Here is a 12,863-nt window from a genome sequence, read left to right as displayed (position 1 = left end):
ATGAGCGCTGATAATGTTCACGACATGAATTCCAAAGTTAGAGGTGAGGATAATCTATCCAACCTTTCTTCGGATTATGCGCCAAACATCACCCAGCAAGCTCAACCCTCAATTATTTGTCCTTGTTGTGATATGAAAGTCGTCACCCGAGATTTACGCTTAGGAATTAATGCACACTGCCCTAGGTGCGATACTTTGCTTTACCGTGGCAAGGACTTCTTACTCAATACCAACTTAATGCTGGCTTTTAGTGGTTTACTATTTTTCATCCCTGCTTTATTTATCCCCTTTATTACAATACGTCTCATTAATGTGAATTTTTCATCTACGCTCGTTTCAGGCGCATTTGCACTATTTAATGAAGGCTTTTATGCCCTTGGGATTTTAATTTTCCTATGTTCATCTGTGATTCCCATGCTGCTGTTTGCTTCTGTGATTGGGGCGCATTGGGGATTAAAACATAAAGATTTTACCGTGTTTAAATACTCTCTTGTCACTTATCAAAAAGTAAAACACTGGTGGATGATTGATGTTTTCTTATTAAGTATTGCGGTAGCGGCTTTCAAACTTCTTGAGTACTCCACCGTTACCCCACAAATTGGTTTAATTTGTATCACCTTATCGCAAATAATTGCTATTACCTTAATTGTACGTATGAGTGTCCGCCGTTATTGGGAAGCTTGGAGCCCCAGTAATGAGTTGAATATTACGGCTGTTGAATCTCATTGTCAGCACTGCCATCTATCTCAAGCTAAAAGTGACAACTGCCTACGCTGTCATAGCCCTCTCATTTATAGAAAACCACGCTCTACCCAAAAAACATGGGCATTTTTAATTGCGGCAACCGTATTTCTTATTCCTTCCAACTTTCTAGAAATATCGATTATTTTCAGTAATGGCATTCGTTATCAAGATACCATCTTCTCGGGCGTTGTAAGCTTAACTAAAGGCCACACACCCATCGCCATTGTGATTTTCGTGGCCAGTATTTTAGTCCCTGTAGCTAAAGTTGTGGGTTTAGCTTATATTTTGATCTACATACAACTAAACTCATCACTCGATCAATATAAAAGAATGAAACTCTATCTCTTTGTAAAGTGGATAGGAAAATGGTCAATCTTAGATCTTTTTGTAATAGCTACCACCATTGCACTTGTCGACCGTGACCAAATTCTAGATTTTTCACCCGGCCCTGCCGCAATAGCATTTGCTGCAGTAGTGGTATTAACCATGTGCGCAGCTGAAAGCTTAGATCCCCGCCTAATTTGGGATATACCATCTAAAACCAACAATAAGAATGAATCCTCTTATGAATAATGAAACACCAGAAAACCAAGTCAAACTAAAGCAAGACCGTAAAATATCGCCACTATGGATTTTGCCGGTCATCGCTTTATGTCTTGCAGGCTGGCTTGGCTATAAAAGTTATAGTGAAATGGGTCAACGTATCCAAATTCACTTTACCAATGCTCAAGGGCTTATTGAAGGTAGAACGACGATTCGTTATCAAGGCTTAGAAGTTGGGATCGTCCGTAAAATTAGCTTATCGGACAATTTAAAAGACATTTATGTCGCCGCCGATATTTACCCTAAAGCCACCAAACTTTTATCTAAAAACACCCGTTTTTGGTTGGTAAAGCCCAAGGCAAATTTAAGTGGCATTACTGGTCTTGATGCGCTTGTCTCCGGTAACTATATTGCTATTCAACCGGCAGAAAATGCCATGAATGGCAAAAAACACGATATCTCAAAGGAGTACACTGCACTAAAAGAAGAACCGATGGATATCCGAGCACAGAATGGCGTCAATATTACTCTAACCTCCAAAGACTTAGGGTCCATTTCTGTCGGTTCTAAAATCATGTTTAGAAAAATTCCGATCGGCGAAGTCACCGATTTCACCCTAGCCGACGATACAAGCTCAGTAAAAATTCAGATATCGATTAAGCAAGAATATGCCCATATTGTTAATTCAGACAGTCGCTTTTGGAATGTGAGTGGCGTCAGTGCAAGTGTTGGGTTTAATGGTGTCGATGTGCAACTAGAAAGTTTGAATTCATTGCTCATGGGAGCCATTGCGGTAGATTCCCCAGAAGATGGCCAACCGATTAGCGCAGATAAAGTTTATAAACTCTATCCTGATATTAAAACTGCGGGTCGTGGCATTCGAATTACCATGGATGTGCCAGACAACAGCAATATTTCAGCTAACGCCCCTATCATGTACAAAGGCATCGAAGTCGGTCAAATTACTGATATCAGCTTGTCTGATGACAAAAGCAAAGTGGTCGCCTCTGCCGCGATTCAGCCTGCGTTTTCGGATGCGTTAAATACTGGCTCTCATTTTGTTTTAGAAGAAGCCAAACTTTCTTTGACTGAAATGAAAAATGTCAGCAACTTCATCCGCGGTAATTTTCTTAGCTTAGTACCCGGCACAGGGCAGCGAGCGCGTCATTTTAATGTTGTAAAAAAGAATGAATTACTACGAGCTTCACACCAAACCACACAAATTAATTTAGCGGCAGACGATACCTACGGTTTAGAAGAAGGGACACAAATTCTCTATCGTGGCATTCCCGTAGGTAATATCAATAAGATTTATCTTGATGGTGAACGCGTTCGTTTTAATGCTCAAATTGATACTCAATACCAGCACCTAGTTAAATCTAAAAGCCGATTCTTTATCACCTCCAGCGTCGACGCAAGCTTTACAGGTACTGGCATTAACGTCTCGATGCCTCCTATTAAACGCCTTCTAGCAGGCTCTGTCAGCTTTGATAGTCTTGGTGATGACAAGATCAATTCAGAATACCATTTATATGCAAGTAAGCCGTTGGCCGATCTTGCTAAGTATGAAACGGCAGGCTCAACCGGCTTAACATTATTCGCGGCTAGCCTACCTCCCGTTTCGATTGGTAGTCCCATTTTGTACCGCAATTTAGAAGTCGGTAAAGTTTCACAATTTTCATTGGTTGATGGCGGCGTTAAGATTCAAGTTCGAATCGAAAACCGCTACAAGCACTTACTCACCAAACAAACGGTATTCTGGAACCACTCTGGCGTTAAAATCGATGCTAACTTAAGCGGCTTAAACGTGACCGCGTCACCTATCTCCAGCTTGCTTAAAGGTGGAATCTCGTTTGATAACTTGGCAGGCGTTGAGAATAAACTCAATGATAACTGGATTTTATATCAAGATTACAAATCCGCTCGCCAGTTTGGACGTAAAATCACCCTAGTGACAAAAGAAAATGAAACCGTCGCCAAAGGCATGCCGATTAAGTATCAAGGTGTTCAAGTTGGCGAAGTGACTCTAGTTCACCTTAATTTCCCGGGTAAAAATGTTGAGATTTCAGCGCGCATTTTCCCTGAGTACGTCGATAACATCGCCAAGAAAGACAGTCATTTCTGGGTAGTTTCGCCTGAAATTGGTCTCTCTGGAGCAAAACACATCGATACTATATTAAGCCCATATATCGAGGTATCTCCTTCTGATTCAACTCAACTCAGTTACACCTTCAATCTTGAGACTCATGAAAAATCGACCAGTGGCACCACTTTCTACTTACAGAATTTAAGTCGTTCTTCAGTAAAAGTTGGCGCACCGATTCTCTATCGTGATTTTGAAATTGGTCATGTAACCAGTGTCGAACTGGGTGATCTCGCTGACCGAGTCATTACCACCATTGAGGTTAAGCCTAAGTATGCTTACCTGATCCGTAAAAACTCAGTATTTTGGAATGTTTCAGGGGTGAATGTAAGCATTGGTTTATCTGGCGCAAACATAAAAGCAGGAACAGTAGATAACGTACTACGTGGTGGTATTGCCTTTGCGACACCAGACGATGAATCCTTACAGCCCAAAGCAGCGGTAGAGTCTACATTCTTACTCAATAAAGAGCCTGAACCAGAGTGGCTCACTTGGCAATTAGCAATACCCAAGTAGTCGCCGAGGTCAAAAAGTAAATTAACCGAAAGTGCAGCTGTTAAATCAGCTGCATTTTTTTTTATATCAGTTAAAATTCGCCCCCTACTTTTTATATGCGTTGAGGCCACTCCTTTGCACTCTAATGTCAAGCTACCCAATGAGTTTCTTGAACTTGTTAAATCCACCATGCCAAGTCATTTGTCTATGGAGGATTTTATCGCAGCATGTCAACGGCCTCTTCGTCGCAGTATTCGAGTGAATACACTCAAAACCGACCTAAACACATTCAAAGCGATTTCAGCTGAAAATGACTGGAAATTATCACCAATTCCATGGTGTGAAGAAGGCTTCTGGATAGAGCGCGAAGATGAAAGCGTCCCACTAGGCAATACAGCGGAACATTTAGCTGGCTTATTCTACATTCAAGAAGCCAGTTCAATGCTACCCGTCAGCGCATTATTAAAAGGCAATGATAGCCTTAACCTAGTACTTGATATGGCGGCAGCACCCGGTTCAAAAACCACGCAAATCGCAGCGGCGATGAATAATCAAGGCGCACTGGTTGCGAATGAGTATGCCGCTAGCCGAGTTAAAGTGCTTAGTGCCAACATTCAACGCTGTGGTGTTCATAATACGGCTTTAAGTAATTTTGATGCACGTGTATTTGGCGGTTGGCTTCCAGAACACTTTGATACTATTTTATTAGACGCGCCCTGCTCAGGTGAAGGCACGGTTCGTAAAGATGCTGATGCGATGAGCAACTGGGATCTAGAGTCGGTTGCTGAAATTGCCGAGACGCAAAAAGATCTGATTGAAAGCGCCTTCTACGCCTTAAAACCGGGCGGTACAATCACCTATTCTACCTGCACGCTCAATCAACAAGAAAATCAGCAAGTCTGCTTACACTTAAAACAAAAGTTTGGTGAGGCGGTTGAGTTTTTGCCACTAGGTGACTTATTTGAAAACGCCGAACAAGCGTTAACTGAACATGGTTTCCTTCATATTTACCCACAAATATTTGATAGCGAAGGCTTCTTTGTCGCAAAAATCAAAAAGCTGTCATCGGTTCAAGCCCCTGAAGTGAAAAAACGTATGGGTAAGTTTCCTTTTGAAGTCGCTAATGACAAAACCTGTCAGCAACTGCAACAAGAATTACAAAACACCCTTGGTTTGGATATTCCCACCAGCAGCCAAGTATGGTTACGAGATCAAGAAGTATGGCTATTCCCTGCTGCCATGACTCATATGATCGGCGAGCTTCGTTTTAGCCGAATTGGCTTGAAATTAGCCGAAGTGTTAAAACCCTCCAAGAAAAAGAATGCCCCTCTTTATCGTTGGCAACATGAAGCGGTCATGGCTTTAGGTAAAGCAAGCAATGCTAAAAGTGTTGAGTTAACTATCGAAGATGCCCGTGAATGGTTTATGGGACGAGATGTTCGCCCAAATATAGAATCAGGTATTGGTGAGGTGATGGTCACCCACTCAAGCGCGGTTATCGGCCTAGGGAAATGGGTAGGCAATCGCATCAAAAATGGACTGCCGCGAGAGTTAGTCCGAGATAAGAATTTATTCTAGGCTTATTTTTATAGGGTGGCTTTCTAGGCTACTTTCTACAGTGGTTTTTTACGGTTATTAGCTGTACGGCTAGTCATATCTTCGGCTCGTAGACTACTCATACGAGCCGTATTCATTTACTGACTAAAGCGCAGAAGCTCTACTGCACCACTTCCCACTGCTTAGCTAGGCGGCTTTTGGTATTGCCAGCTAACCACTCATTCACTTTAGCGAGTAGCTCCGGATTACTTTTATCCATCATATATACTTTGTAACTCTCCGTGCCTGCAAGAACATCTTCAGAGGCAATACAAAACACGCCTTTTTCATGATTCTGGTAGTACTTGCCCTCGATTAAGTCGGTAAACATCACATCGGCTCGGTTCGTTCTTATCGCTTGTAAGGTATCGAAGTTATCTTTCTTACGTATAATTTGCGCTTGTTTAATATGTGAATTCACATACGCTTCGTTGGTACCACCAGGATTCACCACCACTTTCACTCTAGGCTGATCAATATCCTCTAAAGTTTGGAAATCTAATTTTTTACTGCAATGACTTAATGCTATTTTGCCGTTCTTGGCGACAGAGTTAGATAACGCGAATAGTTTTTGCCTTTGCGCCGTTTTGGTGACACCACCAGCTGCAATATCAAATTTGTCTGCCATTAAATCTGCACTTAAGCTTGGCCAAAACGTTTCGACAAACTTAACTGTTAAACCTAAAGATTGAGCCAAATTCTTAGTCATATCGACATCAAAGCCGACCAAGTGCCCTAATTTATTACGAAATGACAACGGAGAGTAGTCTCCGGTGAGACCAATACGTAGCTCTCCATTTTGTTTAATTTCATCCCACGTTCTTGCTTGAACCGATTGAGCCATTAACGAAACACAAGTGATCAGTAAGCACACTCGCCCCGTAAACCAATGCTGTTTCTTTTCCATTCTATTAACTTCCATGTTTAAAACGACTAAGGTGAAAACGCCTCATTATAGCAATGTCGCTGAGTACCTATCTATGACGATGAAACGACTATAGCAACAAAAGCACTTAAACCTCTATGGTTTTTCAGTAGAAGTTTAGAATGAAATTAATGCTAACTGGGACTAATTAACCTAAGCTGCGACTAATTCAGATAGATAAAATATAAGGGAATTTGATAAACGAAAAACAAACTCTGTCCTTGAGTCTGTTAATGCATGAGAGGAGATTAATGGCGAATAAAACTGGGGATCTCATCAATAAAGTGGTGTTCTTTTTCTATTACTCCGGCTTTTGTCCGTTGTTGGATCAATTCTGGAGCATCTAAAAATGCTTTCGCTTTCTTCGCATCACAGACTTTAAACATACAAAACACATTCAGTTCTGATTGAGTCGATGATGTTTCATGCCAAAGACTTTTAAGCATTAACCCTGCTTCTTCATAGGAAATGGTGTTTACATTGAAGTAATCACGCCATACCTGATAGTCCATGATTTTATTTCTACATAAAAGGTACATAATAAAACCTTGTTGAATATATACCCAATTTGGATGATAGCTCTGAATTCTGCATCTTGAAGTTACTTGGGTATAACAGTTACTCACTTTCAGTGGGCGGCTATTTAATGTCATTTGTTTCGATGGTTCAAGCATAGGTGATTAAATTATCACCAAGCCTCCCCTAGAAAAGCGACTTCTTTGATATAACTCAACTCAACTTCACCCTTTCAGCTCCTTTAGCTGGCTATCATGCCACTTGGCCATCAAGATAAGGCAGGTAATGGCACCAAATAGAGCAAAAGCCATATCCGACTGAGTGTCCCATACGTAGCCTTGAGTGCCGAGGAATGCTTCTGCATTTTCCCCCGTCGCGACCGCTACCCACCATTCGATTAACTCGTAGAAAGCACTAAAGGCCAAACAAACCGAGAGTACAAATAAGTTCATCCATGCCTTACCATTGACAATATTAAGCCTGACCAAGAGTTCACGAGCAATTAAAGCAGGAACAAAGCCTTGTGCAAAATGCCCCAGTTTGTCGTAATTATTACGAGCGGCACCAAATAGATTATCGAAGAGGGGCACTTCAGCGTACGTATAATGCCCACCCACCATCAAAATGATGCAATGAATAAGAATGAAAAAATAAAGCAGCGAGGTCAGCTTAAAACGCTGGTAGGTAAACAGTAATATGGCTGCACCAATAAGCGCGGGCAAGACTTCCAAGAACCATGTGAAGGTGTCTTTCGGTTCAATCGCTGACCATACAAACGTCACTACAAACACGACAGCCCATAAAATTCTTGCCATTGTCTATCCTCTCATACTCTTTGAATAGCAAAACGCACAACTTTAAGTTGTGCGTTTTAGTTAAAGTCTTAATGCTAGATCTTGTAAATCCCATCTTTATCTATGCGGATTTTACCTTGTTTGTATAATCCACCGATGGTTTTCTTAAATGTCCCTTTACTAGTACGGAACACTGTGAAAATCGCTTCGGGTGTAGATTTATCGCTTAGTGGTAAAAAGCCGCCTTTGGTTTCCAATACATGCATGACCTTTTCACTCAGATCATCCATCTTCGCTACACCAATTTTCTGTAAAGAGAGATTGATACGCCCATCTTCCCGGATGCCTTTGATATAACCTTTTAAGCGTTTCCCAACAAACAGCTTACCGAATACATCAGACTTAAAGATAACCCCCCAGTGCTCACCATTAATAATAGCTTTGAAGCCTAGATCGGTACGCTCTGCAACCAACAGCTCTACCTGCTGATTAATTTCATAATTAGCAGGTGTTTTATCTAATAATTTATTAAATTTGGTGGTACCAACAATACGGCCAGAGGCTTTATCAGAATAGACATAAACTAAAACGTTTTGTCCTTCATTTAATGGCACGCGTTGGTTGCTAAAAGGTACCAATAAGTCTTTCTTATCAATGCCCCAATCAACAAAAGCACCAACATTGTTGACGCCTACCACATGCATCATCGCCCACTCGCCTACTTGCGCCAGTGGTTTCTCGGTGGTCGCCGATAGTTGGTTATCTGAATCAAAGTACAACATCACATCAATGTCATCGCCAATATTTGTCCCTTCTGGTACAAATTTATTTGGCAACAAAACCGAGCCGTAATCATCAGCGTCTAGAAAAAGACCGAAATCGGCTTGTTTGGTTACTTTAAGTGTGTTGATTTGACCAATATTAATCATGAAAACTCTTATTTATTAAAAACGTATTAATTGCTAGTAATAACTGTAGCAAGACTGAAAATATTATACTCGCTTGCCGACATTATTCACGTAAATACTACGTAAAACTAAAAGTTAGCTGATCACTGTTAATTTCCCACCGCTTTCACTGAAAGGGTTAATTCAAACTCAGCCATTGGCTTGTCATCATTGAGGCTCGGACATAATGCTGTAATTCGTACCGGCTGATTAACGCGCTCACCGGTCTCAATGGTCTCTGTTAACATTTGGTCAATGAGCTTTCCATCATTACAAACGAAAACCACATCCGCTTCAGGACGCGCAAGAAATTCAGCTTTAACCGCCTTAAATGCTAACGATATTTTCTTACCCATTTGCTCAGATTTACTGATCGCCAAAAAGCCACCCGCCGCATCGGCCCCAACGGCAAGAGCGCCAAAGTACATACTATGCAGATGATTTTTGGTTTCTTTATTTAGTGGAATTTTAATTTCAACCGATTCATCAGTTAGCTTCAAAATCTCAGGCTGACAATAGCCAATCATAGGAACCAATTGTTCACCGAAATATTTTAAATGCTGGTTTGCCTTGCTAAGTGCCGTCATGGATATGTTCCTTTTTAGTTATCACATCAGACCAGTTAAATCAGTATTAACAACTTCGTCAACAGTAAAATTGACAAGCTGTTAGCGACATAAAAAAAACCGACAGTTAAGTCGGCTTTTTGTGACAACGATAGTATGTTTTGATTAATTACACAGCAGCAAGAACTTGTACCGAGTCTAGCTCCGCCAGCATTTCTTGGATCTTAGGATAGTCCGTAAGATTTTGACAGTACACCACACAAGGCTTATTCGCATGACTGGCCGCTTTTACTGCTTGTGATAACAGCATTAATACCGCTTCATGATCTGGATTAAATAACGATTCTAATGCTTCGTTATGGATATCTACCCCCAAGGTTAATTGAGTTAAATTGCCGGTATTCACCACTAAACCATCAAAATACTGGAGAAGCTTATCCGCGAGCAACACTGAAGAAGGCGCATCACAGCAATACAGAACTTTTAATCCACCCAGCCCTCTCGGTAGCCCTTGAACAGCCAAACGATCAATCACCATTGCAGCATCACTTAACGCTCTTACAAATGGCACTACGATTTCAATATCGATTCCTTTCTCACGTAGCTGTTTAATCACTTTACATTCAAGTTCAAAGGAATGGGTATATTCAGCAGAAGCAAAACGAGAAACACCTCGAACGCCTATCACAGGGTTAACTTCCTGCTTTTCAATACTGCCACCAATCAGAGCCTTATAAGCATAACTGTCAGCATCGGATAAGCAGACTCTCACCTGTTTATGTTGGGGTAATATTGAAGACTCGATACGCGATACTAGCGTCGACACGAAATGTTCATCAGCAGATTGTTCACCAAGTAGTGCTTGTAAACTCGATTTATCTACCTCAGATAAGGTATCCAAATGCAGCCCAATTTCTGGGTGATAAAAAATGCTTTCTTGCACTAAATCACTTAACGAGACAAACAGATGCGTCGCACTTTCAATTGATGATTGAGAAGATGGCAGCACATCCCCTAGTAATGCATTAGTTGGGATTGTCCCTTGCACAGTATCCGACATAATAACTCCATTAATATAGTTATAGTCTGAAAATACTGAGATTAGAGAAACAAAACAAGAAAAATCCCAATTTCCTGCTTAATAAGACATCAATTAATAACAAAGTAATAAAATTCCCCAACAAAATGTCCGTGAACGTTTATTCCCTCCGCTATTTCCGTTATCTTTAGCCAGTGTATCTTTAAATGAAGACAAACGAATGCCTTTAAAAACCGATGAGCTAAGAACTCAAGCGTTAGGGCCTATGCCTACGCCGATGGAATTAATGCAAGCTCACCCACTGCCTGATGATGTGGCAGAACATATTGAAAACTCGCGCCGCCAGATAGAAAACATTTTGTCAGGTAAAGATTCTCGCCTACTGGCGATTGTTGGACCATGCTCGGTTCATGATACCAACGCAGCACTGGACTATGCGCAACGCCTTAATGAACTGCAAGATCAATACAAAGATCAGCTATTTATTGTGATGCGTACTTACTTTGAAAAACCAAGAACGGTGATTGGTTGGAAAGGCTTAATTACCGATCCTAACCTCGACGGTAGTTACGCGTTAGAAGACGGTTTAAACAAAGCTCGTAAATTACTGCTCGATATCAATAAGCTTGGCTTAGCTACTGCGACTGAGTTTTTAGACATGGTGACCGGCCAATATATCGCTGACCTTATTTCATGGGGCGCAATCGGTGCACGTACCACTGAGTCCCAAATTCACCGTGAAATGGCTTCGGCGCTTTCTTGCCCTGTTGGGTTTAAGAATGGTACCAATGGCAATGTGAAGATTTCAACCGATGCCATTCGTGCAGCACAAGCGTCCCATTACTTTTGCTCGCCAGATAAAAATGGTCGAATGACGGTTTATCGCACATCGGGTAACCCATACGGTCATACTATTTTACGTGGCGGTGATACAGGCCCTAACTTTGATGCAGAATCGATTAAATCTGCTTGTGAACAATTAATCGATGTAGGCTTAACGCCCCGCTTAGTAGTAGATTTCAGCCACGCTAACTGCCAGAAAGAGCATCGTAAACAATTAGATGTGGCGCAAGATATTTGCAACCAAATCAGCAATGGATCTCAATCAATCGCAGGTATCATGGCGGAAAGCTTTATCGAGGAAGGTAATCAACCAATGACGGACTTGAATGCCCTCACCTATGGTAAATCGATTACTGATCCATGCCTAAGTTGGAAAGATACGGTAACCATGCTCGACATGCTTGCCAATACCATTAAGAATCAATCGGAGAAGAACTGAACATGCCTTCATTTGACATAATTTCTGAAGTGGACAGCGTTGAAGTAAGAAACGCCGCAGAAAACGCCAATCGTGAGTTGGATACACGTTTTGACTTTCGTAACGTAAACGCTAGCTTTGAGTTTAAGAACGATATTGTAAAACTGACTGCAGAAAACGAATATCAACTTGGACAAATGATGACTATGCTTCGTGGTCAACTTGCTAAGCGTGGTGTCGATGCCAATGCGGTAGACTTACAAAAAGCCGACCAAACTGGTAAAACGCACACTCAAGAAGCCAGCTTTAAACAAGGCATTGATGTTGCCATTGCCAAGAAAGTGGTAAAACTGATTAAAGACTCGAAAATCAAAGTTCAAGCTTCGATTCAAGGTGATAAAGTTCGTGTAACTGGTAAAAAGCGTGATGATTTACAGCAAGTTATGGCACTCGTAAAAGGTTCCGAGATGGACCAACCCTTCCAATTCAATAACTTTAAAGACTAAATCCATCATCCACTACAACTTTAATGAAGAAAGGCGATACATCAGAGTATCGCCTTTCTTTTATTAAATAGCCTCAGCTAAGAGCTACGTATAACGATTAAACTTTAACTCTGAGGTTTTATACCTAGCTTCGTAATTAAGGCTTTCACATCGGCGAGTTCTTGCTTTTTCTTAACTAGAGCGCTATCAATTTTTCCGATTTGCTCAGTGGCGAGCTTCTCTTTTTTACATGAGTCTGATTTAGGATCCCAACTGGTGCCGTCTTTAAATAACTTACACTCTTCTTTGAGTTTTTTTGTTTGAGCCGCCAACTTATCACGAGTCGTTGTCAGCTTAGCAACTTGAGATTCCAACTCATCTTCTTTATCAAATAACTCATGGGACTGTTTATATAAATCACTTTGTAGTTCAGTGGTTTTCTCTAGCTGCTTATTTTCTGTTTTCAATGAAACCGCTTGCTCTTTTTGCACAACTAAGGTTTTTTCAACTTTTTTCTTTTGCTGCTGTAGTTTCGATAACTGTTGAGTCAGTTGATCTATCTTTTCTTGTTGTTGCTGAGATTTTTGTTCGAATGATTGCCCTTCGGTATCTAGCTTAGTTTGTAATGTTTCGACTTTCGCTAATAATTGCTGATGTTTTCCAGCCAGTTCATTTTGCTGAAGTGTTGCTTCTTTTGCTGATGGGTTAATAACGGCGTAAGTAATCACCGAGCCTAAAACAACCCCAATAACTGTTGAAATCATGAGCGGAACTTTATTATTCATGGATGTCGTGTTTCCTAGATTTAT

At 41.0% G+C, this 12,863-nt stretch carries 12 protein-coding genes; 5 read left to right on the top strand and 7 right to left on the bottom strand.

The features are described from left to right. The 3 genes from K358_RS0105585 to rsmF all read left to right on the top strand — a co-directional run bounded on the left by K358_RS0105585 (position 1) and on the right by rsmF (position 5,503). Positions 1–1,317, top strand: a complete 1,317-nt coding sequence (locus tag K358_RS0105585; RefSeq protein WP_280456398.1) for a paraquat-inducible protein A — start codon at positions 1–3, stop codon at positions 1,315–1,317. Continuing rightward, the gene (locus tag K358_RS0105580; RefSeq protein ID WP_027695892.1) at positions 1,310–3,946 is read left to right on the top strand and encodes an MlaD family protein; all 2,637 of its coding nucleotides are present in this window, start codon (positions 1,310–1,312) and stop codon (positions 3,944–3,946) included. The genes K358_RS0105585 and K358_RS0105580 overlap by 8 nt, the downstream gene beginning before the upstream one ends. Before the next feature lie 114 nt (positions 3,947–4,060). Next, complete coding sequence (gene rsmF, locus K358_RS0105575) at positions 4,061–5,503, top strand: 16S rRNA (cytosine(1407)-C(5))-methyltransferase RsmF (RefSeq protein ID WP_027695891.1); 1,443 nt, start codon at positions 4,061–4,063, stop codon at positions 5,501–5,503. 139 nt (positions 5,504–5,642) lie between these two features. Here the strand turns inward: rsmF and K358_RS0105570 are convergent, their stop codons facing one another. The 6 genes from K358_RS0105570 to K358_RS0105545 form a co-directional block, all read right to left on the bottom strand. Continuing rightward, a complete protein-coding gene (locus K358_RS0105570; protein ID WP_027695890.1) occupies positions 5,643–6,428 on the bottom strand; it encodes a transporter substrate-binding domain-containing protein in 786 nt (261 codons plus the stop codon). 266 nt (positions 6,429–6,694) lie between these two features. Then, positions 6,695–6,985: a hypothetical protein gene (locus K358_RS0105565; RefSeq protein ID WP_027695889.1), complete on the bottom strand. Its 291-nt coding sequence runs from the start codon at positions 6,983–6,985 to the stop codon at positions 6,695–6,697. Between the two features lie 201 nt (positions 6,986–7,186). Then, complete coding sequence (locus K358_RS0105560; RefSeq protein WP_038149864.1) at positions 7,187–7,777, bottom strand: DUF2238 domain-containing protein; 591 nt, start codon at positions 7,775–7,777, stop codon at positions 7,187–7,189. Between the two features lie 74 nt (positions 7,778–7,851). Further along, complete coding sequence (locus tag K358_RS0105555) at positions 7,852–8,685, bottom strand: CvfB family protein (RefSeq protein ID WP_027695887.1); 834 nt, start codon at positions 8,683–8,685, stop codon at positions 7,852–7,854. Between the two features lie 128 nt (positions 8,686–8,813). After that, positions 8,814–9,290 (bottom strand): PaaI family thioesterase, encoded by a 477-nt coding sequence (locus K358_RS0105550; protein ID WP_027695886.1) that lies wholly within the window; start codon positions 9,288–9,290, stop codon positions 8,814–8,816. 148 nt (positions 9,291–9,438) lie between these two features. Further along, entirely contained in the window at positions 9,439–10,329 is an 891-nt protein-coding gene (locus K358_RS0105545; RefSeq protein ID WP_027695885.1) for a putative PEP-binding protein, read from the bottom strand. Between the two features lie 199 nt (positions 10,330–10,528). Here K358_RS0105545 and K358_RS0105540 point away from each other — a divergent pair, with 199 nt between their 5' ends. Both K358_RS0105540 and K358_RS0105535 read left to right on the top strand, forming a co-directional pair. Then, positions 10,529–11,590: a 3-deoxy-7-phosphoheptulonate synthase gene (locus K358_RS0105540; RefSeq protein WP_027695884.1), complete on the top strand. Its 1,062-nt coding sequence runs from the start codon at positions 10,529–10,531 to the stop codon at positions 11,588–11,590. 2 nt (positions 11,591–11,592) lie between these two features. Beyond that, positions 11,593–12,075, top strand: coding sequence for a YajQ family cyclic di-GMP-binding protein (locus K358_RS0105535; RefSeq protein WP_027695883.1), 483 nt, complete (start codon positions 11,593–11,595; stop codon positions 12,073–12,075). 104 nt (positions 12,076–12,179) lie between these two features. Here the strand turns inward: K358_RS0105535 and K358_RS0105530 are convergent, their stop codons facing one another. Next, the gene (locus K358_RS0105530) at positions 12,180–12,839 is read right to left on the bottom strand and encodes a hypothetical protein (protein ID WP_027695882.1); all 660 of its coding nucleotides are present in this window, start codon (positions 12,837–12,839) and stop codon (positions 12,180–12,182) included. Positions 12,840–12,863: the final 24 nt, after the last annotated feature.

The sequence above is a fragment of the Vibrio litoralis DSM 17657 genome (assembly GCF_000426765.1).
In the GTDB taxonomy this organism is placed as follows: Bacteria; Pseudomonadota; Gammaproteobacteria; order Enterobacterales; family Vibrionaceae; genus Vibrio; species Vibrio litoralis.
The sequence above is the reverse complement of the archived record's forward strand: the minus strand, read 5'-3'. Positions and strand labels throughout refer to the sequence as shown.